The 21,858-nt window shown below is 69.9% G+C and carries 30 protein-coding genes; 22 read left to right on the forward strand and 8 right to left on the reverse strand.

Annotation, left to right across the window (positions count from 1 at the left end):
* Positions 1-92: 92 nt before the first annotated feature.
* The 8 genes from ABZ564_RS00600 to ABZ564_RS00635 all read right to left on the reverse strand — a co-directional run bounded on the left by ABZ564_RS00600 (position 93) and on the right by ABZ564_RS00635 (position 10,718).
* Positions 93-659: a chorismate pyruvate-lyase family protein gene (locus tag ABZ564_RS00600; RefSeq protein ID WP_360847209.1), complete on the reverse strand. Its 567-nt coding sequence runs from the start codon at positions 657-659 to the stop codon at positions 93-95.
* Positions 656-2,125 (reverse strand): condensation domain-containing protein, encoded by a 1,470-nt coding sequence (locus ABZ564_RS00605; RefSeq protein WP_360847212.1) that lies wholly within the window; start codon positions 2,123-2,125, stop codon positions 656-658. Before ABZ564_RS00605 ends, ABZ564_RS00600 begins: the two co-directional genes overlap by 4 nt.
* 28 nt (positions 2,126-2,153) lie before the next feature.
* Positions 2,154-3,500 carry a M20/M25/M40 family metallo-hydrolase gene (locus ABZ564_RS00610; protein WP_360847215.1) on the reverse strand — a complete coding sequence of 449 codons (1,347 nt, stop codon included), beginning with the start codon at positions 3,498-3,500 and terminating at the stop codon, positions 2,154-2,156.
* On the reverse strand, positions 3,497-4,336 hold the full coding sequence (gene folP / locus ABZ564_RS00615) for a dihydropteroate synthase (protein WP_360847218.1): 840 nt from the start codon (positions 4,334-4,336) through the stop codon (positions 3,497-3,499). The genes ABZ564_RS00610 and folP overlap by 4 nt, the downstream gene beginning before the upstream one ends.
* Before the next feature lie 110 nt (positions 4,337-4,446).
* Positions 4,447-5,106, reverse strand: coding sequence for a GTP cyclohydrolase I FolE (gene folE, locus ABZ564_RS00620; RefSeq protein WP_360847221.1), 660 nt, complete (start codon positions 5,104-5,106; stop codon positions 4,447-4,449).
* 121 nt (positions 5,107-5,227) lie between these two features.
* The gene (locus ABZ564_RS00625) at positions 5,228-6,997 is read right to left on the reverse strand and encodes a non-ribosomal peptide synthetase (protein ID WP_360847224.1); all 1,770 of its coding nucleotides are present in this window, start codon (positions 6,995-6,997) and stop codon (positions 5,228-5,230) included.
* A 59-nt stretch (positions 6,998-7,056) separates the two neighbouring features.
* A complete protein-coding gene (locus ABZ564_RS00630) occupies positions 7,057-8,964 on the reverse strand; it encodes an ABC transporter ATP-binding protein (protein ID WP_360847227.1) in 1,908 nt (635 codons plus the stop codon).
* The gene (locus tag ABZ564_RS00635) at positions 8,961-10,718 is read right to left on the reverse strand and encodes an ABC transporter ATP-binding protein (protein WP_360847230.1); all 1,758 of its coding nucleotides are present in this window, start codon (positions 10,716-10,718) and stop codon (positions 8,961-8,963) included. The genes ABZ564_RS00630 and ABZ564_RS00635 overlap by 4 nt, the downstream gene beginning before the upstream one ends.
* 431 nt (positions 10,719-11,149) lie before the next feature.
* Here ABZ564_RS00635 and ABZ564_RS00640 point away from each other — a divergent pair, with 431 nt between their 5' ends.
* From ABZ564_RS00640 to rplO, 22 genes are all read left to right on the forward strand, one after another.
* On the forward strand, positions 11,150-11,566 hold the full coding sequence (locus ABZ564_RS00640) for a hypothetical protein (RefSeq protein ID WP_360847233.1): 417 nt from the start codon (positions 11,150-11,152) through the stop codon (positions 11,564-11,566).
* Positions 11,567-11,995: 429 nt separating this feature from the next.
* Positions 11,996-12,304 (forward strand): 30S ribosomal protein S10, encoded by a 309-nt coding sequence (rpsJ, locus tag ABZ564_RS00645; RefSeq protein WP_003948644.1) that lies wholly within the window; start codon positions 11,996-11,998, stop codon positions 12,302-12,304.
* A 13-nt stretch (positions 12,305-12,317) separates the two neighbouring features.
* The gene (gene rplC / locus ABZ564_RS00650; RefSeq protein ID WP_018101228.1) at positions 12,318-12,962 is read left to right on the forward strand and encodes a 50S ribosomal protein L3; all 645 of its coding nucleotides are present in this window, start codon (positions 12,318-12,320) and stop codon (positions 12,960-12,962) included.
* Between the two features lie 4 nt (positions 12,963-12,966).
* A complete protein-coding gene (gene rplD / locus ABZ564_RS00655; RefSeq protein WP_147970456.1) occupies positions 12,967-13,617 on the forward strand; it encodes a 50S ribosomal protein L4 in 651 nt (216 codons plus the stop codon).
* Complete coding sequence (gene rplW, locus ABZ564_RS00660) at positions 13,617-13,940, forward strand: 50S ribosomal protein L23 (RefSeq protein WP_111337412.1); 324 nt, start codon at positions 13,617-13,619, stop codon at positions 13,938-13,940. The genes rplD and rplW overlap by 1 nt, the downstream gene beginning before the upstream one ends.
* A 38-nt stretch (positions 13,941-13,978) precedes the next feature.
* On the forward strand, positions 13,979-14,815 hold the full coding sequence (gene rplB / locus ABZ564_RS00665; RefSeq protein ID WP_018550620.1) for a 50S ribosomal protein L2: 837 nt from the start codon (positions 13,979-13,981) through the stop codon (positions 14,813-14,815).
* A 12-nt stretch (positions 14,816-14,827) separates the two neighbouring features.
* Positions 14,828-15,109, forward strand: coding sequence for a 30S ribosomal protein S19 (gene rpsS / locus ABZ564_RS00670; protein ID WP_360847237.1), 282 nt, complete (start codon positions 14,828-14,830; stop codon positions 15,107-15,109).
* A gap of 40 nt (positions 15,110-15,149) precedes the next feature.
* Positions 15,150-15,497: a 50S ribosomal protein L22 gene (gene rplV, locus ABZ564_RS00675; RefSeq protein ID WP_004571827.1), complete on the forward strand. Its 348-nt coding sequence runs from the start codon at positions 15,150-15,152 to the stop codon at positions 15,495-15,497.
* The gene (gene rpsC, locus ABZ564_RS00680) at positions 15,497-16,333 is read left to right on the forward strand and encodes a 30S ribosomal protein S3 (protein ID WP_018101223.1); all 837 of its coding nucleotides are present in this window, start codon (positions 15,497-15,499) and stop codon (positions 16,331-16,333) included. The genes rplV and rpsC overlap by 1 nt, the downstream gene beginning before the upstream one ends.
* Before the next feature lie 5 nt (positions 16,334-16,338).
* Positions 16,339-16,758: a 50S ribosomal protein L16 gene (gene rplP, locus ABZ564_RS00685; RefSeq protein WP_018101222.1), complete on the forward strand. Its 420-nt coding sequence runs from the start codon at positions 16,339-16,341 to the stop codon at positions 16,756-16,758.
* Positions 16,758-16,982: a 50S ribosomal protein L29 gene (rpmC, locus tag ABZ564_RS00690; RefSeq protein ID WP_014047786.1), complete on the forward strand. Its 225-nt coding sequence runs from the start codon at positions 16,758-16,760 to the stop codon at positions 16,980-16,982. Before rplP ends, rpmC begins: the two co-directional genes overlap by 1 nt.
* Positions 16,982-17,266 (forward strand): 30S ribosomal protein S17, encoded by a 285-nt coding sequence (rpsQ, locus tag ABZ564_RS00695; RefSeq protein WP_136317111.1) that lies wholly within the window; start codon positions 16,982-16,984, stop codon positions 17,264-17,266. Before rpmC ends, rpsQ begins: the two co-directional genes overlap by 1 nt.
* Before the next feature lie 100 nt (positions 17,267-17,366).
* Entirely contained in the window at positions 17,367-17,735 is a 369-nt protein-coding gene (rplN, locus tag ABZ564_RS00700) for a 50S ribosomal protein L14 (protein ID WP_003966950.1), read from the forward strand.
* A 2-nt stretch (positions 17,736-17,737) separates the two neighbouring features.
* Positions 17,738-18,061, forward strand: a complete 324-nt coding sequence (rplX, locus tag ABZ564_RS00705; RefSeq protein ID WP_073786786.1) for a 50S ribosomal protein L24 — start codon at positions 17,738-17,740, stop codon at positions 18,059-18,061.
* Positions 18,061-18,618, forward strand: a complete 558-nt coding sequence (gene rplE / locus ABZ564_RS00710; RefSeq protein ID WP_018101220.1) for a 50S ribosomal protein L5 — start codon at positions 18,061-18,063, stop codon at positions 18,616-18,618. The genes rplX and rplE overlap by 1 nt, the downstream gene beginning before the upstream one ends.
* Before the next feature lie 2 nt (positions 18,619-18,620).
* A complete protein-coding gene (locus tag ABZ564_RS00715; protein ID WP_003948630.1) occupies positions 18,621-18,806 on the forward strand; it encodes a type Z 30S ribosomal protein S14 in 186 nt (61 codons plus the stop codon).
* A gap of 224 nt (positions 18,807-19,030) precedes the next feature.
* The gene (rpsH, locus tag ABZ564_RS00720; protein ID WP_018550614.1) at positions 19,031-19,429 is read left to right on the forward strand and encodes a 30S ribosomal protein S8; all 399 of its coding nucleotides are present in this window, start codon (positions 19,031-19,033) and stop codon (positions 19,427-19,429) included.
* A 21-nt stretch (positions 19,430-19,450) separates the two neighbouring features.
* Positions 19,451-19,990 carry a 50S ribosomal protein L6 gene (gene rplF, locus ABZ564_RS00725; protein ID WP_143621230.1) on the forward strand — a complete coding sequence of 180 codons (540 nt, stop codon included), beginning with the start codon at positions 19,451-19,453 and terminating at the stop codon, positions 19,988-19,990.
* Positions 19,991-19,992: 2 nt separating this feature from the next.
* On the forward strand, positions 19,993-20,376 hold the full coding sequence (rplR, locus tag ABZ564_RS00730) for a 50S ribosomal protein L18 (RefSeq protein WP_360847244.1): 384 nt from the start codon (positions 19,993-19,995) through the stop codon (positions 20,374-20,376).
* Positions 20,377-20,422: 46 nt separating this feature from the next.
* Positions 20,423-21,028 carry a 30S ribosomal protein S5 gene (gene rpsE / locus ABZ564_RS00735; protein WP_018101216.1) on the forward strand — a complete coding sequence of 202 codons (606 nt, stop codon included), beginning with the start codon at positions 20,423-20,425 and terminating at the stop codon, positions 21,026-21,028.
* Complete coding sequence (gene rpmD, locus ABZ564_RS00740) at positions 21,028-21,210, forward strand: 50S ribosomal protein L30 (RefSeq protein WP_003966943.1); 183 nt, start codon at positions 21,028-21,030, stop codon at positions 21,208-21,210. Before rpsE ends, rpmD begins: the two co-directional genes overlap by 1 nt.
* 1 nt (position 21,211) lies before the next feature.
* On the forward strand, positions 21,212-21,667 hold the full coding sequence (gene rplO, locus ABZ564_RS00745; protein ID WP_018519290.1) for a 50S ribosomal protein L15: 456 nt from the start codon (positions 21,212-21,214) through the stop codon (positions 21,665-21,667).
* Positions 21,668-21,858: the final 191 nt, after the last annotated feature.

Here is a 21,858-nt window from a genome sequence, read left to right on the forward strand (position 1 = left end):
ACCGTCGCCGTTCCCGGCCGGAAACTGTAGGGGCGGGGGCCCGCGCGTACGAACGAATTACGCGGCCGGGTCAGCGCCACGGGGCCGCTCCGTCATCTCCCGCCCCCGGGCTCACCCACCGTCAGGGCCGCTCCCGCCCGGCGCAGGCCAGTGGGTGACACGCGCTCGCGGATCAGCATCGCGGGCACCGCGCCGATCACCACCCGGTAGGAGCGCACGAGCAGCTGTTCGTGCGGGTCCTCGTGCCCGAGCAGAGGCGCGTGCTGGGCCGCGGCCTCCCCCGTCAGCCGGACGGGTTCGCGCAGGGACTCGATCCGGTGGAGCAGCAGGAGCCGGCCGATGGGGTGCCGGCCCGCGCGGAGATCGTCGACGAAACGCGCGGGCAGCCGGTCCGGGACGACATGAGTGGTGGCCACCGCGAGCGGGATGCCGGAGTTGAGGCCGGCCAGCACCACCCGGCGGACGAGCAGGCGGCTGACCGCGTCGGTCTCCAACTCCTCGGCGTAGTGGGTGCGATCGGCGTCGTGCTGGCTGACTCGGGTGATGCCGACGGGTTCCCCGACGAGCGTTTCGAGGACCGAGGTGAAGGTTCCGTCGCTCTGCAGGGCGTGCCGTACCTGCGGGGCGGTGCCGGAGAGGTGTGCCGTGGAGCCTGTCATGCGATCACCGGCTCGTCCGGGCGGAGCCCGGTGATGACCGGCAGGCTTTCCAGCGACACGTCCTCCTCGGCGGCGGCGGCGGTGAGCAGCAGCTTCTCGAAGGCGCGCAGGAAGTGCTCGACGACCGGCTCGGGGGTGTACACCGTGTCCGCCTGGAGCATCACGAGGGTGGTGTCGTCGAACCGGGCGACCGATACAAAGAACCGTGCGTCGATCCGGTCCCAGTACCCGTCGGTGCTGAGCGTCGTCTCCTCGGCCAGTGCCTTCAACTCCTCCGGGGCGCCGACGGAATCCGGTGCCGCGGCGGGCCCGCGTACGTCGTTGAAGTAGACACCCAGGTCGAGGGGGGCTCCCCGGCGGACGGTGTGGCGGGCGATCAGCTCTCGTCTGGCCTGCTCGTCGCAGTGGGCGTACCAGTAGGCCGGGGTGCCGGCGGTGAACGCGGCCCTGATCACATCGGCGACCGTGGCCGCCTGCCGCAGATCCAGAACGGCCAGCCCGTCCTGGGTAAGGGTCGCGACGAGATCCGCCTGTTCGGAGTCGGCGCGGTTGGCGGATATCACCTGGACCGGCAGCAGGCTGTGACCGGTACGCACCCGGAGGAGGGCGGCCGTCGCGGCGAGCAGTACGGCGGAGGTGCTGACCCGGTGCCGGGTGGCGAGGTGCTGGGTGGCGGCGGTGACGGCCCGGGAAGCGAGGCGCTTCTGGACGAACCGTCCGCCCTCGGCGGGGTCGCCGCCCGGGTGGCCGAACAGTCCGGTGGGGGTCCTCTCCAGGGCGGAGTCCCAGTAGGCCAGGGCGGCCGTGGCGGTGGCCCGCCCCTGCGCGGAGGACTCGTGGCGGGCCTGCTCGACCGGGGTGCGGGAGCCGGGGGGCTCCGGCTCGGTGCCGGCGAGGAGCGCGGTGAGGCGTGCGTCGACGAGCCCGGCGGCCGTGCTGTCCAGGGCGATGCGGTTGAAGGCGAGGACGAGGAAGCGTGGCAAGCCGCCGGCGGTGACCAGGGCCGCCCTCAGCGGCCAGTCCGCCGTCGAGTCGAAGGGCTCGTCGCGCAAACGGCGTCCGACGGCGTGGGCGAGGCGTCTCGCCGTGTCCTCGGCCGTCTCGTCCGCCGTCTCGTCCGCCGCGTGGACGGGAACGGGCAGACGGACGGTGCCGTGCGCGGTCTGCCGCAGGGAGCCGCCGGCATCGTCGTAGAGGGTGCGCAGGGTCGGGCAGTCGCGCATCAGTGTGCTCAGTGCCGCGACGGCCTCCTCACCGGTGCGGCGTTCCGGCAGGGGGAACAGGCCGTACTGGTTGAAGAAGGCGTCGTGGCCCCGCCACTGGAGGCAGTGCCAGAGGGCCTGCTGGCTCCAGGTGGCGGGGGCCGTCTCGTCGGGGAGGCCCTCGACGACGGCTGTGAGGCCGAGCGGAACCCGGTCGGCCGGGGCCGTACGGGGCGGAGCGGGGTGGTCCGGTGATTCGGTCACGGAGTGTCCCTGGGGTGCTGGAGGTGGGTCAGGTGGCAAGGCGCAGGACGGCGTCCAGGAGGCAGGCGCCGCCGAAGGCCAGGTCGTCGATGCGGGCGTGTTCACCGATGCCGTGGGCGAGGCGCATGATGTCGGCGTCGCTCCGGGAGGGGAAGAAGCCATGGACCGCGACGTCCGGCAGGGCGCGCGCGTCGGTCGCGGCGGAGTTGATGTAGGGCAGGACCCCGGCCCCCGGTTCCATGGATTCCACCGTCTCCCGAAGCGCCTCCAGGACAGCGGGCGCGTGCACAGGGGCCGGGGCGGCGCGGCCGTGCACCAGCTCCACCTCCACGCCGGGACCGAGGGCTTCGCGGACCTGCTCACACCAGTCGTGCGGGTGCTGGCCGGGCAGAACCCGCCCGTCGAGTACGGCTTCCACCCGGTCCGGGACCGCGTTGAAGCGGCGGCCGCCCGACAGCAGGGTGGGTACGGCGGTGTTGTGGAGGGCGGTCACCACGAACTCGCGCAGCACCGGGTCGATGGGCAGGGCCAACGCCCGGTGCCAGCTCGGCGCCGCGGCGAACCCGAGCAGTTCCTCGCGGGCCGGACCGGTGTGGTGGTCGGCCAGGATCCGCAGCATCTCCTCGGCGGCGGGCGACACGATGCTCGGCGGAGCGAATGCGCTCAGCCGGGTGAGGGCCTCCGCGAGGCGGAACACCGGGTTGCCCGGCCGTGGGATGGAGGCGTGCCCGCCGGTACCGCGCGCGGTGACGCGGAGGCGGGCGCTTCCCTTCTCCGCGACCTGCACGGTGTACAGCGGGCCGCCCGGCGTGGCGAAGCGCTGGCCGCCCCCCTCGTTGAACGCGAACTCCGCCGCCACCGCCTCCGGATGGTGGTCGGCGAGCCAACGGGCCCCCAGCCGGCTGCCCGACTCCTCGTCCGCCGTGACGACCAGGACCACATCGCGCCGCAGCGTGACCCGGTACTGAGTCAACAACCGCAGGATGAGCAGGTAGGCGGCGATGTGTCCCTTCATGTCGAGGGTGCCGCGCCCCCAGACGCGCGTCTCGTCGACGTGTCCGGAGAACGGCGGATGGGGCCAGCCCTCACCGTCGGCGGCGACGACGTCGGCGTGCCCGAGCAGCATCAGCGGCCGTCCGGTGCCGTCGCCGGGCAGGCGTGCGACGAGGTTGGCCCGGCCCGGCTCGGCGGCGAGGACGGTGACGTCGTCGATGGAGCAGGCGGCGAGTTCGCGGGCGACGTAGTCGGTGACCAGGGACTCGTTGCCGGGCGGGTTGGTCGTGTCCCGGCGGACCAGTTCGCTCGTGCAGCGGACGAGCTCGTCCACGTGCTCCCACCAGGCCCGTCGCAGCCGTGCCCGCGACACGTCCGTCACGCCGGGGCTCCCGCGGCGGCGGGCCGGTGCAGTCGGTCCGCCATGAGTGCGGCCTGCCGGTTGAGCGGGACGTTGTGGACGCGCACCATGTCGATGCCCGCCGCGATGCCGAGGGCGGTCAGGGCGGCGGTCCCTCCGTCCCTGGAGGCGGGCGGCCCGCCTGTGACGTGGCCGATGAAGGACTTGCGGGAGTGGGCGAGAAGCGTCGGACAGCCCAGGGTCCGCAGGTCCGCGAGGTGGCCGAGCAGCGTGAGGTTCTGCTCCGGGGTCTTGCCGAGTCCGAGGCCGAAGTCGACGATCAGCCGGTCCGCCGCGACGCCCACGGCGAGCGCGAAGTCGACCTGGGCCCGCAGGTCGTCCAGCACGTCGGCGACCACGTCACGGTAGTGGACATCCGTGTAGACGCCGCCGTAAGAGGCCTGGACGGCGGCGGCGGAACGGTTGTGGGTGAGGACCAGGCGGACGCCGTGCTCGGCGACCACCTCCGCCAGTTCCGTGTTCCAGCCGCCGTCGCGCAGACGCAGCCCCCAGGCGCTGTTGACCAGGTCGGCTCCGGCTTCCAGGGCGGCGCGGGCGACGGACGCGGTGCAGGTGTCGACCGAGATGGGCACGGACACGGCGTCGCGTACCACCCGGACCGTGGGGGCGACCCTGGCCCGTTCCTCCTCGGGCGCCACCGGGGCGGCGCCGGGGAAGGTCGGGACGCCGCCGATGTCGATGAGATCGGCACCGTCGTCGACGGCCCTGAGGGCATGCTCCGAAGCAGCCCGCACGCCTCCGTTCCCGACGATTCCGTCACCGCTGAAGGAGTCCGGGGTGGCGTTGACGATGGCCATGACGTAAGTGCGGTTGCCCCATCGGAACGGGTCCGTGGGTCGGGGCGAGGAGTTCACCGGTGGTACGCCTTCCGGGAGAGGCCGCACGGAGGTGCCGTCCTGTCCGGCGCTCACAGGCCGAAGCCCTGGTCGGGCAGCCGGAGCAGGGACAGCAGCTCGCTGCGGGAAGCCGTGTCGTTCAGGAAGGTCCCGCGCAGCGCGGAGGTGAGCATCACGGCGCCGGGCTTCTGGATGCCGCGGATCGCCATGCAGGAGTGGGAGCCCTGGATCACGACGCCCGCGCCCGCCGGGGCGAGCGCCTCGACCAGGGCGTCGGCGATCTGGCCGGTCATGCGCTCCTGGACCTGCGGCCGCCGGGCGTAGCCCTCGACGAGGCGGGCCAGCTTGCTGAGGCCCACGACCCGGCCCGCCGGAATGTACGCGAGATGGGCGTACCCGGTGAACGGCAGGAAATGGTGCTCGCACAGGCTGGCGAAGGGAATGCCCTTCAGAAGGACGATCTCGTGGTGGTCCTCGGGGAAGGTGACGGCAAGGTGCTTCCTGGGGTCCTCCTCGTAGCCCCGGAGCAGTTCGGTGTACATGCGGGCGATGCGGCCGGGGGTGCGGCGGATGCCCTCGCGGTCGGGGTCCTCGCCGATCGCGTCGAGGAACTCGCGCATCAGGGACTCGACGCGCTTCTCGTCGACGCGGGCCTTGGCCGGGTCCCCGGCCTGCTCCGCCGCCTCCCTCCCGGTCTCGGAGCCGTCGAGGTGTTCCGTGCTGAGTGTCACGTGCGTGCTTCCCTTCGCGGGTGATGGTGTGCGGATTCGACCGCCGTGGTGATCGAGCGCGGTGCGGTCCGGTCGCGGTGTGCTGCCCGGCCGCCGTTTCAGGCTCACCGGTCGGGCGGGATCAGCCGGCGGGCCGGCGGGCCGCCCCCAGGGCGGCGGCCACCGTCTCGACGGTCGGGTCCGCGGCGATCCGCGCCATGTCGACGGCCGTCGCGGTGAGCCGGTTCAGATCGGCCACCAGCCGCATGAGCTGGAGGGACGTTCCCCCCAAGTCGTAGAAGTTGTCCTGCGGGCTCGTGGGTTCGGACTCCAGTACCTCCGCCATGGCGCGCGCGACCAACGCCTGCGTGGAGTCCAGCCCGCCGGGCCGGGACGTCTCGCTCCGGGGAACGGGCAGCGCGCCGAGGGACGCGCGGTCGACCTTCCCGGAGGAGAGCAGGGGGATCGCCGGTACGAGGACGACCTGCCGGGGGTGCATGTGCTGGGGCAGGACACCGTCGAGGAACGCCCGCAGTGCCGCCGTGTTCGGCGTGGCGGGAGCGGACACCTCGGCGGGGGCAGGGTGCACATACGCGGTGAGGACGGGTTCGCCGGAGGGGGACTGGTGCAGACCGACGACGCACCGGGCGATGCCGGGGTGCTTCTCCAGGGCCTGTTCCACCTCGGCGGGGTCCACCCGGAAGCCCGCGATGCCGAGGGTGCTGTCCTTCCGGCCCTCGGACCAGAAGACCCCCTGCGCGTCCCGGCGCGCGAGGTCACCGGTGCGCAGCAGGCGCCGCCCGCCGGGGAGCCGGGGGAAGCGCTCCGCGGTGCGCTCGTTCTCCTCCAGGTGCCCCAGGGCGAGGGACGGCCCCGCGACGCAGATCTCCCCCGTCTCGCCGTCCGGGACCGGGGAGAGGTCGTCGTCCAGGAGGGCGACCTCGACCGCCGGTGTGGGACGGCCCAGCGGCATCTTGCCGGGGACCGGGCTGGGACCGCCTTCCCAGGCGAGGACGGGGGCGCACTCGGTCTGGCCGTAGACGTTGCGCAGCCGTGCGGAGTGCATCGCCCGGAACCGTGCGAAGACTCCGTCGGGCAACGGCTCGGCGCTGCAGTGCAGGACCCGCAGGCCGGTGGCGCGCGCGAAGGCGGGTTCCTCGATCAGGAGGCGCAGCACGGAGGGCGTGGTGTTCATCACCGTCACGGCTTCGTCCGCCGCCAGCTCGGCGAGGTAGCGCACGTCCTGCTGGCCGCCGGGCCGGGCCAGCACCAGGCACGCCCCGCTCACCAGGGGCCAGTACAGCTCTCCGGTGGTGCGCAGGCTTCCCATCGGCGCGGTCCCCAGGACCCGGTCCTCCGGGTGCAGGGGGTCGCCGCACAGCTCCGGCAGCAGCGTGGTCCCCGCCGAGCGGTGGGAGTGCACCACCGCCTGGGGGCGCCCCGTCGAACCGGAGGTGAAGAAGACGAAGCCCGGCGCGGTGTCGTCGGTGTGCACGGCGGGGCCCGTCGGCTCTCCCGTGCCGTCCGGCGCGGGCACCCGGACCACGGTGCGCGTGCCCGTGTCCGCCGTCGTCCCGGTCCCGGCGACGACCACGGCCGTAGGACGCGCGGTCTCCAGCATCGCCTGGACCCGGGCCGGTGCCTCGTCCCCGTCCACCGGCACGCACACCGCCCCGGCCTTGAGGGTCCCGAGCAGTCCCACCACTCCGGGCGGGGTCCGGTGGGCCAGTACGGCCACCCGGTCTCCCGGCCGGACGCCCGCCTCGGTGAGCCGCCACGCCAGCGCGTTGGCCGCCCGGTCCAGCTCCCGGTACGTGGTGTCCTCGCCCTCGCCGCGCAGGGCGGGCCGGTGCGGGTGTGCCGCTGCCGCCTTCGCGAACAGCTCGTGGACGACGACGCGTTGCTGCTGCACGACGTGATGGCTCCTTCGGTTCTCGGGGATTCGGTCCGGCGGCCGCGGCACCGGGGGACTCAGCGGCCGGCCGGCCCCGTCGGTTCGGGGGGCGTCCAGCCGTAGGAACGGGCCTGGACGGCGAACATGCGCGCATAACGGCCGCCGGCCGCGACGAGTTCGTCATGGGTTCCGGTCGCTTCGACCCGTCCCTCGTGCAGGACGACGATCAGGTCCGCCGTACGCACGGTGGCGAAGCGATGGGAGATCACCACGGTGATCGTTCCCGCGGACCCGCCCAGCCGCTCGGCCTGTTCGGTCCAGGAGCGGAACAGCGCCTGTTCGGCGGCCGGGTCGAGCGCCGAGGCGGGCTCGTCCAGGATCAGGAGCCGGGCGTCGTCCCGCAGGAACCCCCGCCCGAGCGCCACCCGTTGCCACTGCCCGGCGGACAGCTCCCTCCCTCCGTCCGCCCGGCTGCCGAGGGGAGTGTCCAGCCCCTGCGGCACGTCCTCGACCAGGTCCTCGGCGTGGGCGCGTGCCAGGGCGCGGCGGATCTCGTCCGGGGAATCGATCTTCCGCAGGTCTCCGACCCCCACCGATTCGCGGAGCACGAGTTCGAGGCGGGCGAAATCCTGGAACGCCACGGCGAGCCGCCCCCGCCACTCGGAGACGGGGATGCTTTGCAGGTCCGTCCCGTCGGCGAGGATCGCGCCGCCGGTGGGGCGTCTCAACCCGCACAGCAGGCGTACGAGGGTGCTCTTCCCGGAACCGTTCTCCCCGACCACCGCGAGCGTCGATCCCGCCGGAATGTGCAGGTCGACGGAGTCGAGGGCCGCGGAGTCCGACGCGGGGTAGCGATAGGAGACCTCACGCAGCGTGATGCCGCGCGTCCCGCCCGCCGAGCTGGACGCCGGCGCGCTCGGCCTCTCATGCTCCGTGGGCTCCTCGTCCACGCGGTCCGGCCCGAGGAGCCCGCGCGGGCGGCGCGCTTCCCCGGGCAGCTCCCGCGCAGGCGTGACGCCCAGTGCCTCGCGCAGCCGGTCCAGCGCGCCGAAGGCGATGCCGACGCGCTGGAGATCCCGCACCATGGAGACGCCGGCCGCCACCTGCTGCCCCACCTGGGCGCCGAGGGCCGCCACCAGGACCACCTCACCGACCGAGCCGTGCCCGGCCAGTCCTTGGCGGAGCGCCAGGAACAGGCCCGCCAGATAGACGGCCGCGAACGTCCCCTGCCCCGCGGCCCTCAGCGCGGCCGCGCCCACGCCCGCCCGCAGCAGCGAGGCACCGGCCCGGTCCCAGTGCGCGCGATGACGGCGCCGCACCTCGTCCCGCAGTCCGTAGACGCGCAGTTCCTGGGAGGCCGACGTGCCCGTGGCCAGCCCGAACCAGTGCATCGCGGCCCGGCTGTCGCGTGCGGTCTCCTCCTGCGCCCGCGCCATCCGGGCCTCGGCGATCCGGCCCAGCCAGAGGGACGGGATCCCGGCCAGGGGCAACAGCGCCAGCAGGGGATGCACCATGACCAGCAGCGCGGCGGAAACGACGAGGCCCACGGTCTGGGAGCCGAGAGCCAGCAGTGCCTCCAGCCCGCCGCGCAGGCTCTCCTTCTCCCTGCGGCACACCTCCAGCAGGTCGGCGATCCGCGGATTCTCGACGTGCTCCAGCCCGGGGGCGGCCGTCGTCGCCCGGAGGATCTCCTGCTCGAACGTGAGCAGGTTCAGTTCGGACAGCTCGAAGTGGGCGATGTGCGCGAAGTGGCCCGCCGTCAGGGAGACGAGCGCCGCGACGGCGATCACCACGCCCTCCATCGCCGCCTCCGCGTTCCGCCCCGCCAGCGCGTCGTCGACCAGTCGGCCCATGCGCATCGCGACGACGGGGACGGCTGCCGCGCCGAGCAGCATCAGGCAGGCCGACAGGAAGGTGCGCCGGGGGTCCTGGCGCCATGACAGCCGAAGCAGCCGGAATGGTCCGGCGCCCGTCAACCTGCTCATGCCCGCCTCCCGGCCGACTCCGCGAACGCCGCCGCCTGGGTGAGGAACATGTCGTGGTAGAGGCCCCCGCCCGCCATCAGCTGCTCATGGGTCCCCTCTTCCACGACTCCGCCGTTGCCGATCAGGACGATGTGGTCGGCGTGGCGGACTGTTGCGAACCGGTGGGAGATGAGCAGTTTGGTGACGCCGGGGAGCGCCCGCATCACGTCGTCGTGAAAGGCGGCCTCGGCCTGCACATCCAGACCCGAGGTGGGCTCGTCGAGCACCAGGAGCCGAGCGCCGTGTCGGACGGCGAACAGCGCCCGTGCGATCGCGAGGCGCTGCCACTGACCTCCGGAGAGCTCCACGCCCTCCTCCGCGTGCGACCCCAGCATCGTCGCTCCGCCGGCCGGCAGGGAGTCCCAGAGCCGGCCCGCGCCCGCCGCCCGTACGCAGGACTCGACGCCGGGATGATCACCGGCGTGGGCGACGCGGCCGAGCGCCACGTTCTCGGCCAGGGACGCCTCGTAGTGGATGAAGTCCTGGAAGACGACCGCGACGAGGGACCGCCAGGCGTCGGTCCGTACCGTGCCGATGTCCGTGCCGCCGTAGGTCACCCGGCCCCGGTCGGGGACGCACAGCCCGGTCAAGAGCTTGACGACGGTCGACTTGCCGGCTCCGTTCACCCCGACCAGGGCGGTCGTCAGCCCGGCGCGCAGCGTCAGGTCCAGGCCGTTGAGCACCGGTTCCGCGCTTCCCGGGTACGCGAACGACACCGCGTCGAGGCGGACATCATGGCTCCCGTCGGGAAGCGCCCGACCGGCCTGCGGACGGGGCGGTACGAGATCCCCGCGCTCCCCGGCGGTCCGGTGCGTCTCGGGGCCCGGCGCTCCTCCGGTCTCCGGCGTCCGGCGGACGGCCGGTGACGTCACCAGCGCCTCGTAGCGTTCGAGCGCTCTCAGGGCGTTCATGCCGAACTGCATCGGCACGTCGCACTCGGGGTAGAGGTCGCCCAGCCGGAGGAGGGAGAGACCGCACTGCAGCGCGGTCACCGTGGCGGCCAGGCCGACGCCGTCCAGGGCCCGCCGGCCGAGGAGCGCGAAGCACACACCGGCGAGCGGTACCGCCACCAGCACGTACGCCAGGTAGGGGCGCAGGTAGATCTGCCGACGCCGGCGCCATACGTGCCCGAGCCATCCCAGGGTGATCCGCCGGTAGCCGTCGCCCAGCCACCCGCCCAGCCCGAAGACCTTGACCTCCTTGGCGGCCGGGGCGCCGGTCCCGACGGAGAAGAGGTAGTCACCGTGGGCCCGGTCGCCGGCCGTCTCCCCGTACACCGGTGAATAGCGGCGCAGCCCCCCGCGCTGCCCGTGGCGGAAGAGGAGGCAGACCGCCAGCAGCCCGGCCGCGACCGGCCAGGAGAACAACCCGGCGAGCACGACGGCACAGCCGACGACCTGGACGTAGCGACCGATCAGCGCGGCCTGTCCCGCACAACTGCGCCCAGGGCTCTGGAAGCCGAACTCCAGTTCCCGGCGGGCGGCGTTGAGCTGTTCGGCCACCTCGGGGCGTTCCAGCTCGGTGACGGTGGGCAGCTTCAGCGAGGCGGCCATCAGCCTCGTGAACAGGGCGCCGTCCACCGTTTTCGCCAGATGGTCCCCCGCCAGGTCCTGCCACGGGGCGAGCAGCTGTGCCCCGAGAAAGCAGCCGACGACGACGGCGGCCGGGCCCCTCAGGCCGTTCCAGTCGACTCCGGGCTGCGCGAGCCGGCCCATGAGTTGACCCAAACCAACCGCCAGGCCGAGTGGGAGCGCTCCCATAAAAAGGCTGATCAGCCCGGCCATGACCCCGGGCAGGAAGCCCGCAGTCCGGGTCAGACGTGCGATATCGAGCTGCTCACGGAGGGAATCGAAGCGCACCCTCAACATCAACTGGCCCCCCTTTGCCTGATGTTGAAGGATGCTACAAGCGGGCAGGCGTGAATTCCCAGTGCGAAGCGACGATTAATTCCAGAAGCCGTGGGAGCCCTCCCACGGCTCACCCGAGCCCGGTCCCGGGGCCACGGGGCGGGAGGAGGCTCCGATCGGCACGTGGACTCGCTGGTGCGCCGGTTGGATCACGGCTTCGGCCTGGTTCCGGACACGGCGTGCGCGGTGCCGACCATGTCCCGATGACCTGCGGCGGCCCGTGCCGTCCTGTACATCCCGTGAAAGAGCCTGCCCGTGAGCACCGTCATACCCCCGAGCGCCCCGACGACAGCCCCGGCGCGGGGGAGGGCGGCGAGGTGCGGGTGCACGCGAACTGCACGTTCGTCTACCCGCTGGTACGGGCGGACGGGGCCGGCGCCGTGTCGCGGACGATCGTCCGCCGGGACCTGACCATGTCCCTGCGGGACCCGGCCCGGTGGCAGGCGACGCGGGGCAAGCTCGACCTCACCGAGTACGCCGGCGAGTACTCCAACAGTGCGTGCGGCGTGTACGACGGGTACTTCCACCCCGTGTTCCCGGACGGCGGGGCCGCCGCCGCCCCGGCCACCGGCCCTGCGGTCGACCCCTACGGCCGCGGCCGGGCCGCGGGGGGCGCTGAGGACCACGAGGTCTGCGGGACCTCCACCCGCACCTGATCCGGCCGGGGCCGAGAAGACGCCCCCATGCGTGCCCGCGTTTGACCGGCCACTCGCGCGGGGTAAGATCCCTGGTCCGATTGGCCAGGCTCACAGCCCGTATGGCACACTAGCCAGGTTGCTCGGTTGAGTGTCAATGCTGCGCGCCTCCCGCCGGGAGGACTGGAAGCGAGTCCCACAGTACTCGTCGGCCCCACGCGGGCCGGACGTACGGGAATCTTCCGGGAAGCGTAAGTGGGGCACCGGCCAGGCACCCGGTGGGGTTTCACCCCCGACAGCGTGGTCTTCGGCACGCACCCCCTTGGTTGGGAAGTCCTTCGGGACTTCTGCGTAGAGGGGATGCGACACGCCCGACCGCGTGGGTCGGAGGCGGAGTTACCGAACCCCGGGTTCCAGAGCGTTAAACGAGAGACAGGACTACTAGTAGCCATGGCGGGACAGAAGATCCGCATCCGGCTCAAGGCCTACGACCACGAGGTCATCGACTCCTCGGCGAAGAAGATCGTCGAGACGGTGACCCGCACTGGTGCGTCGGTCGCGGGCCCGGTGCCGCTGCCCACTGAGAAGAACGTGTACTGCGTCATCAAGTCGCCGCACAAGTACAAGGACTCTCGCGAGCACTTCGAGATGCGCACGCACAAGCGCCTCATCGACATCCTCGACCCCACGCCGAAGACGGTTGACTCGCTGATGCGCCTCGACCTGCCGGCGGGCGTCGACATCGAGATCAAGCTCTGAGGGGACGGCCGAGATGAGCAAGAACATCAAGGGCGTCCTGGGCGAGAAGCTCGGCATGACCCAGGTCTGGGACGAGAACAACCGGGTCGTCCCGGTGACCGTCGTCAAGGCCGGTCCGTGCGTCGTGACGCAGGTCCGTACGAACGACAGCGACGGCTACGAGTCGGTTCAGATCGCCTTCGGCGAGATCGACCCGCGCAAGGTGAACAAGCCCCTCAAGGGCCACTTCGCCAAGGCCGACGTGACCCCGCGCCGCCACCTGGTGGAGATCCGCACCCCTGACGCCAGCGAGTACACGCTCGGCCAGGAGATCAATGCCGAGGTGTTCGAGTCCGGCGTCAAGGTCGACGTCACGGGCAAGAGCAAGGGCAAGGGCTTCGCCGGTGTCATGAAGCGTCACAACTTCCGGGGCCTCGGCGCCGGTCACGGCGTGCAGCGCAAGCACCGTTCCCCCGGTTCGATCGGTGGCTGCGCCACCCCTGGGCGTGTCTTCAAGGGCATGCGCATGGCCGGTCGCATGGGTAACGAGCGCGTCACCACCCAGAACCTGACCATCCACGCGGTTGACGCGGAGAAGGGTCTGCTGCTCATCAAGGGCGCGGTCCCCGGTCCGAACGGCGGCCTCGTCCTGGTCCGTACCGCGGCCAAGGGGGCTTGAGGTAATGAGCACCATTGACATCCTTTCGCCGGCAGGCGACAAGGCCGGTACCGTCGAGCTCCCCGCGGAGATCTTCGACGCGAAGACCAGCGTTCCGCTGATCCACCAGGTCGTCGTCGCACAGCTGGCAGCTGCCCGTCAGGGCACGCACAAGACCAAGACCCGTGGCGAGGTCCGCGGTGGTGGGCGCAAGCCGTACCGCCAGAAGGGCACCGGCCGCGCGCGTCAGGGCTCGACCCGCGCGCCGCAGTTCGTCGGCGGTGGCGTCGTCCACGGCCCGCAGCCGCGTGACTACTCGCAGCGCACCCCGAAGAAGATGAAGGCCGCCGCCCTCCGCGGTGCCCTCTCCGACCGGGCGCGTCACTCCCGCATCCACGTCGTCACCGGCGTGGTCGAGGGTGGGATCTCCACCAAGGCCGCCAAGACGCTGTTCGGCAAGATCTCGGAGCGCAAGAACCTGCTCCTGGTCGTCGACCGCGCCGACGAGGCCGCGTGGCTCTCCGCACGCAACCTGCCCCAGGTGCACATCCTGGAGCCGGGCCAGCTGAACACGTACGACGTGATCGTCTCTGACGACGTGGTCTTCACCCAGGCCGCCTTCGAGTCCTTCGTGTCTGGCCCCCAGACCGCTGAGACCGAAGGGAGCGACGCCTGATGAGCGAGGCGACCGTTACCAGCAAGACCTACGACGACCCGCGCGACGTTCTCGTCAAGCCGGTTGTCTCGGAGAAGAGCTACGCGCTGCTCGACGAGAACAAGTACACGTTCATCGTCGCGCCGGGCTCCAACAAGACCCAGATCAAGCAGGCCGTCGAAGCGGTCTTCTCGGTCAAGGTCACCGGGGTCAACACGATCAACCGCCAGGGCAAGCGCAAGCGCACCCGCACCGGTTTCGGCAAGCGCGCCGACACGAAGCGCGCCATCGTGACCCTCGCTGAGGGCGACCGTATCGACATCTTCGGCGGCCCGACCTCCTAGTGAGGCCGAGTCGTCCGGAATCGGACGAGGACTGAGAAATGGGTATCCGCAAGTACAAGCCGACGACCCCGGGCCGTCGTGGCTCCAGCGTCGCCGACTTTGTCGAGATCACGCGGTCCACGCCGGAGAAGTCGCTGGTCCGCCCCCTGCACAGCAAGGGCGGCCGTAACAACGCCGGTCGTGTGACCGTTCGCCACCAGGGTGGTGGCCACAAGCGCGCCTACCGCGTGATCGACTTCCGTCGTCACGACAAGGACGGCGTGCCGGCCAAGGTCGCGCACATCGAGTACGACCCCAACCGCACCGCGCGCATCGCGCTCCTGCACTACGCGGACGGCGAGAAGCGCTACATCATCGCGCCGCGTGGTCTGGCGCAGGGCGACCGTGTCGAGAACGGCCCGGCCGCCGACATCAAGCCCGGCAACAACCTGGCGCTGCGCAACATCCCGGTCGGTACCACCATCCACGCCATCGAGCTGCGGCCCGGCGGCGGCGCGAAGTTCGCCCGTTCCGCGGGTGCCTCCGTGCAGCTGCTGGCGAAGGAGGGCACCATGGCCCACCTTCGTATGCCGTCGGGTGAGATCCGCCTGGTCGACGCCCGCTGCCGCGCCACGATCGGCGAGGTCGGCAACGCCGAGCAGTCGAACATCAACTGGGGCAAGGCCGGCCGCATGCGGTGGAAGGGCGTCCGCCCGACCGTCCGTGGTGTCGTCATGAACCCGGTCGACCACCCGCACGGTGGTGGTGAGGGTAAGACCTCCGGTGGCCGTCACCCGGTTTCGCCGTGGGGTAAGAAGGAAGGTCGTACTCGTTCGCCCAAGAAGGCGTCGAACAAGTACATCGTCCGCCGCCGCAAGACGAACAAGAAGCGCTAGGAGCGGGTTTAGATGCCGCGCAGTCTCAAGAAGGGGCCCTTCGTCGACGACCACCTCGCCAAGAAGGTGGACGTACAGAACGAGGCAGGCACCAAGAACGTCATCAAGACCTGGTCCCGTCGCTCGATGATCGTCCCGGCCATGCTGGGTCACACCATCGCGGTGCACAACGGCAAGATCCACGTCCCGGTGTTCGTCACCGAGTCGATGGTCGGCCACAAGCTCGGCGAGTTCTCGCCGACTCGCACCTTCCGCGGCCACGTCAAGGACGACCGGAAGTCGAAGCGCCGCTAAAGCGGGGTGACTGACTATGACTTACACCGAAGGGACAACCATGGAAGCCAGGGCCCAGGCGCGGTACATCCGCGTCACGCCCATGAAGGCCCGCCGCGTGGTGGACCTCATCCGTGGCATGGATGCCACGGAGGCTCAGGCGGTCCTGCGTTTCGCCCCGCAGGCCGCGAGCGTGCCGGTCGGCAAGGTGCTGGACAGCGCCATTGCCAACGCCGCACACAACTACGACCACACCGACGCCTCTTCGCTGGTCATCAGCGAGGCGTACGTGGACGAGGGCCCGACCCTGAAGCGGTTCCGTCCGCGTGCCCAGGGCCGTGCCTACCGGATCCGTAAGCGGACCAGCCACATCACCGTGGTCGTCAGCAGCAAGGAAGGAACCCGGTAATGGGCCAGAAGGTAAACCCGCACGGGTTCCGGCTCGGCATCACCACGGACTTCAAGTCCCGCTGGTACGCCGACAAGCTGTACAAGGACTACGTCAAGGAAGACGTCGCCATTCGTCGCATGATGACGAAGGGCATGGAGCGCGCCGGCATCTCGAAGGTTGAGATCGAGCGCACCCGCGACCGCGTCCGCGTCGACATCCACACCGCTCGCCCGGGCATCGTCATCGGCCGCCGCGGCGCCGAGGCCGACCGCATCCGCGGCGAGCTGGAGAAGCTGACCGGCAAGCAGGTCCAGCTGAACATCCTCGAGGTCAAGAACCCCGAGGTGGACGCTCAGCTGGTGGCCCAGGCCGTCGCCGAGCAGCTGTCCTCCCGCGTCTCCTTCCGTCGTGCCATGCGCAAGAGCATGCAGAGCACGATGAAGGCCGGCGCCAAGGGCATCAAGGTCCAGTGCGGTGGCCGCCTCGGCGGCGCCGAGATGTCCCGCTCGGAGTTCTACCGCGAGGGCCGTGTGCCCCTGCACACGCTCCGCGCGAACGTCGACTACGGCTTCTTCGAGGCCAAGACGACCTTCGGCCGCATCGGCGTGAAGGTCTGGATCTACAAGGGCGACGTCAAGAACATCGCCGAGGTCCGCGCCGAGAACGCTGCTGCCCGTGCGGGCAACCGCCCGGCCCGTGGCGGCGCTGACCGCCCGGCCGGCCGCGGTGGCCGCGGTGGCGAGCGTGGCGGCCGCGGCCGCAAGCCGCAGCAGTCGGCTCCGGCCGCCGAGGCCCCCAAGGCCGAGGCGACCGCCGCTGCTCCGGCTGCTGAGAGCACCGGAACGGAGGCCTGACCGAAATGCTGATCCCCCGTAGGGTCAAGCACCGCAAGCAGCACCACCCGAAGCGCAGCGGCATGTCCAAGGGTGGCACGCAGGTTGCGTTCGGCGAGTACGGCATCCAGGCGCTGACCCCGGCGTACGTGACGAACCGTCAGATCGAGTCCGCTCGTATCGCGATGACCCGTCACATCAAGCGTGGCGGCAAGGTCTGGATCAACATCTACCCGGACCGTCCCCTCACCAAGAAGCCTGCCGAGACCCGCATGGGTTCCGGTAAGGGTTCCCCGGAGTGGTGGATCGCCAACGTCAAGCCCGGACGCGTCATGTTCGAGCTGTCGTACCCCAACGAGAAGATCGCCCGTGAGGCGCTTACTCGCGCAGCCCACAAGCTGCCGATGAAGTGCCGGATCGTCAAGCGCGAGGCAGGTGAAGCGTGATGTCGGCCGGTACCAAGGCGTCCGAGCTGCGCGAGCTGGGCAACGAGGAGCTCCTCAACAAGCTCCGCGAGGCCAAGGAAGAGCTGTTCAACCTCCGTTTCCAGGCGGCGACGGGACAGCTCGAGAACCACGGTCGGCTCAAGTCCGTCCGTAAGGACATCGCCCGGATCTACACCCTGATGCGCGAGCGCGAGCTGGGCATCGAAACGGTGGAGAGCGTCTGATGAGCGAGAACACTGTGACTGAGACCAAGACCGAGCGCGGCTTCCGCAAGACCCGCGAGGGCCTCGTCGTCAGCGACAAGATGGACAAGACCGTCGTCGTCGCCGTCGAGGACCGCGTGAAGCACGCGCTGTACGGCAAGGTCATCCGCCGTACGAACAAGCTCAAGGCCCACGACGAGCAGAACTCCGCCGGTGTCGGCGACCGCGTCCTCCTGATGGAGACCCGGCCGCTGTCCGCCACCAAGCGGTGGCGCATCGTCGAGATCCTCGAGAAGGCCAAGTAATTCCTGAGGGGGCTTCCCCTCAGGTCAGTTCCGCCAGGCTCGGCAGGGGCTCCCGCAACAGGGCCCCTGCCGGGAACCGGCAGACGATCAGGAGATAGACGTGATCCAGCAGGAGTCGCGACTGCGTGTCGCCGACAACACGGGTGCGAAGGAAATTCTCACCATCCGTGTTCTCGGTGGCTCGGGTCGCCGCTACGCGGGCATCGGTGACGTCATCGTCGCCACCGTCAAGGACGCGATCCCCGGTGGCAACGTGAAGAAGGGTGACGTCGTCAAGGCGGTCATCGTTCGCACCGTCAAGGAGCGTCGTCGCCAGGATGGCTCGTACATCCGCTTCGACGAGAACGCCGCCGTCATTCTGAAGAACGACGGCGACCCCCGCGGCACCCGTATCTTCGGCCCGGTGGGCCGTGAGCTGCGCGAGAAGAAGTTCATGAAGATCATCTCGCTCGCGCCGGAGGTGCTGTAAGCATGAAGATCAAGAAGGGCGACCTGGTACAGGTCATCACCGGTAAGGACAAGGGCAAGCAGGGCAAGGTCATCGTGGCCTACCCCGCTCAGGACCGCGTCCTCGTCGAGGGTGTCAACCGGGTCAAGAAGCACACCAAGGCCGGCCAGACCGCTCGCGGTTCGCAGACCGGTGGCATTGTGACGACCGAGGCCCCGATCCACGTCAGCAACGTGCAGCTGGTTGTTGAGAAGGACGGCAAGAAGGTCGTTACTCGCGTCGGCTACCGCTTTGACGACGAGGGCAACAAGATCCGTGTTGCCAAGCGCACCGGTGAGGACATCTGATGACTACCACCACCGCGCCGCGTCTCAAGACGCGCTACCGCGAGGAAATCGCCGGCAAGCTGCGTGAGGAGTTCTCCTACGAGAACGTCATGCAGATCCCCGGTCTGGTCAAGATCGTGGTCAACATGGGTGTGGGCGACGCCGCCCGCGACTCCAAGCTGATCGACGGTGCCGTCAAGGACCTCACCACGATCACCGGTCAGAAGCCGGCCGTCACCAAGGCCCGCAAGTCGATCGCGCAGTTCAAGCTGCGCGAGGGGCAGCCGATCGGCTGCCACGTCACCCTCCGCGGTGACCGCATGTGGGAGTTCCTGGACCGTACGCTGTCGCTCGCGCTGCCGCGTATCCGTGACTTCCGCGGCCTGTCGCCCAAGCAGTTCGACGGCCGTGGCAACTACACCTTCGGTCTCACGGAGCAGGTCATGTTCCACGAGATCGACCAGGACAAGATCGACCGGGTCCGGGGCATGGACATCACCGTGGTCACCACGGCGACCAATGACGACGAGGGTCGTGCCCTCCTTCGTCACCTCGGCTTCCCGTTCAAGGAGAACTGACCGTGGCGAAGAAGGCTCTGATCGCTAAGGCCGCCCGCAAGCCGAAGTTCGGCGTCCGGGGGTACACCCGGTGCCAGCGCTGCGGCCGGCCCCACTCCGTCTACCGCAAGTTCGGCCTGTGCCGCGTGTGCCTTCGTGAGATGGCTCACCGTGGCGAGCTGCCGGGCGTGACCAAGAGCTCCTGGTAATTCTCCTTCGCCCTCTGGGCGTTGGGAATCACCGGAGACTCTCGGTAAGCATCTGGTCGGCAGGAGCCCGGCCCCGCATGCCGTAGGCTTGCAGGGTTGGGCGCCTGCCGCCCATGACCGACTTACTACGCCGTAGGTCCCCGCACCGCACCCGTCCCGCCTCTGAGCGGGGAGAGGGATGGCGCATACAGGAAACCCCGGCGAGAGAGGCCGAAGGCCAACTCATGACCATGACTGATCCCATCGCAGACATGCTCACGCGTCTGCGCAACGCGAACTCGGCGTATCACGACGACGTGACGATGCCGCACAGCAAGATCAAGTCGCACATCGCGGAGATCCTCCAGCAGGAGGGCTTCATCACCGGCTGGAAGGTCGAGGACGCCGAGGTCGGCAAGAACCTCGTCCTCGAGCTGAAGTTCGGCCCGAACCGCGAGCGCTCGATCGCCGGCATCAAGCGCATCTCGAAGCCGGGTCTGCGTGTCTACGCAAAGTCCACCAACCTGCCGAAGGTCCTCGGCGGCCTGGGCGTGGCGATCATCTCCACGTCCCACGGTCTCCTGACCGGCCAGCAGGCTCAGAAGAAGGGCGTAGGTGGGGAAGTCCTCGCCTACGTCTGGTAGTCGGGAACGGAGGAATAGCTCATGTCGCGAATCGGCAAGCTCCCCATCCAGGTTCCCGCCGGTGTGGACGTCACCATCGATGGCCGTACGGTCAACGTGAAGGGCCCCAAGGGCACCCTCACGCACACCGTTGCGGCGCCCATCGAGGTCACCAAGGGTGAGGACGGCGTCCTGAACGTCGTCCGCCCGAACGACGAGCGTCAGAACAAGGCCCTGCACGGCCTGTCCCGCACGCTGGTGGCGAACATGATCACCGGTGTGACCCAGGGATACATCAAGGCGCTCGAGATCAGTGGTGTCGGTTACCGCGTCCAGGCGAAGGGCTCCAACCTGGAGTTCGCCCTGGGCTACAGCCACCCGATCCTGATCGAGGCCCCGGAGGGAATCACCTTCAAGGTGGAGACCCCCACGAAGTTCACCGTCGAGGGCATCGACAAGCAGAAGGTCGGCGAGACCGCGGCCAAGATCCGCAAGCTGCGGAAGCCTGACCCGTACAAGGCCAAGGGCGTCAAGTACGCCGGCGAGGTCATCCGCCGCAAGGTCGGAAAGGCTGGTAAGTAGCCATGGCATACGGCGTGAAGATCGCCAAGGGCGACGCGTACAAGCGCGCGGCTCGCAAGCGGCGCCACATCCGCGTCCGCAAGCACATCTCCGGTTCGCCGGAGCGTCCGCGCCTGGTCGTGACGCGCTCCAACCGCCACATGGTGGCCCAGATCATCGACGACATCGCGGGCCACACGCTCGCGTCGGCGTCGACCCTGGACGCCTCCATCCGTGGTGGCGAGGGCGACAAGAGCAGCCAGGCCAAGCAGGTCGGCGCCCTGGTCGCCGAGCGTGCCAAGGCCGCAGGCGTCGAGGCCGTCGTGTTTGACCGCGGTGGTAACCAGTACGCCGGGCGGATTGCCGCTCTGGCTGACGCCGCCCGTGAAGCCGGGCTGAAGTTCTAGCCCCGGTTCCTACGCACAGCGGACGTAACAGAGAGAGGTAAATCCAATGGCTGGACCCCAGCGCCGCGGAAGCGGTGCCGGTGGCGGCGAGCGGCGGGACCGGAAGGGCCGTGACGGCGGCGCTGCCGCCGCCGAGAAGACCGCGTACGTCGAGCGCGTCGTCGCGATCAACCGAGTCGCCAAGGTTGTGAAGGGTGGTCGTCGCTTCAGCTTCACCGCGCTGGTCGTGGTGGGCGATGGTGACGGCACCGTCGGTGTCGGTTACGGCAAGGCCAAGGAAGTTCCCGCGGCCATCGCCAAGGGCGTGGAAGAGGCCAAGAAGAACTTCTTCAAGGTCCCCCGCATCCAGGGCACCATCCCTCACCCGATCCAGGGTGAGAAGGCTGCGGGCGTCGTCCTGCTCAAGCCGGCTTCCCCCGGTACCGGTGTTATCGCCGGTGGCCCGGTGCGCGCCGTTCTCGAGTGCGCCGGCGTTCACGACATCCTGTCGAAGTCGCTCGGGTCCTCGAACCCGATCAACATCGTGCACGCGACCGTGGCGGCCCTCCAGGGCCTGCAGCGTCCCGAGGAGATCGCGGCCCGCCGCGGTCTGCCCCTCGAGGACGTCGCCCCCGCGGCTCTGCTTCGTGCGCGTGCGGGAGCGGGTGCGTAATGGCTCGCCTCAAGATCACGCAGACGAAGTCGTACATCGGCAGCAAGCAGAACCACCGCGACACCCTGCGTTCGCTCGGGCTCAAGCGCCTGAACGACTCGGTTGTCAAGGAGGACCGCCCCGAGTTCCGCGGCATGGTGCACACCGTCCGCCACCTCGTGACGGTTGAGGAGGTCGACTGACATGGCGGAGAACAAGCCGCTGAAGGCGCATGACCTCCGGCCTGCCCCGGGTGCCAAGACCGCCAAGACCCGTGTGGGTCGTGGTGAGGCGTCCAAGGGTAAGACCGCTGGTCGTGGTACCAAGGGCACCAAGGCCCGCTACCAGGTTCCGGAGCGCTTCGAGGGTGGGCAGATGCCCCTCCACATGCGTCTCCCGAAGCTCAAGGGCTTCAAGAACCCGTTCCGCACGGAGTACCAGGTCGTGAACCTGGACAAGCTCGCGACGCTCTACCCCGAGGGTGGAGAGGTCACGGTGGCCGACCTGGTCGCCAAGGGTGCCGTGCGCAACAACCACCTCGTCAAGGTCCTCGGACAGGGCGAGATCTCCGTGGCGCTGCAGGTTTCGGTTGACGCCGTCTCCGGCTCCGCCAAGGAGAAGATCACCGCCGCCGGCGGTACCGTCACCGAACTGGTCTGAGACAACTCGGACAAGTAGGTGTACTGAACATCCGACCGGGGATGCCTCTCAAATGGGGCATCCCCGGTTGGTCGTTCCTAGGGGGGCATGTACGCCGGTAAGGTGGCGTCCGTTGCTGTGGTAACCCCTGGGCGCACGCGTCCGGGGCTCCTTGGCTTTTAACGTATCCGTCGATCCTCAAGACCGTCACC

The organism is Streptomyces sp. NPDC019224, assembly GCF_040632605.1.
Taxonomy (GTDB): Bacteria; Actinomycetota; Actinomycetes; order Streptomycetales; family Streptomycetaceae; genus Streptomyces.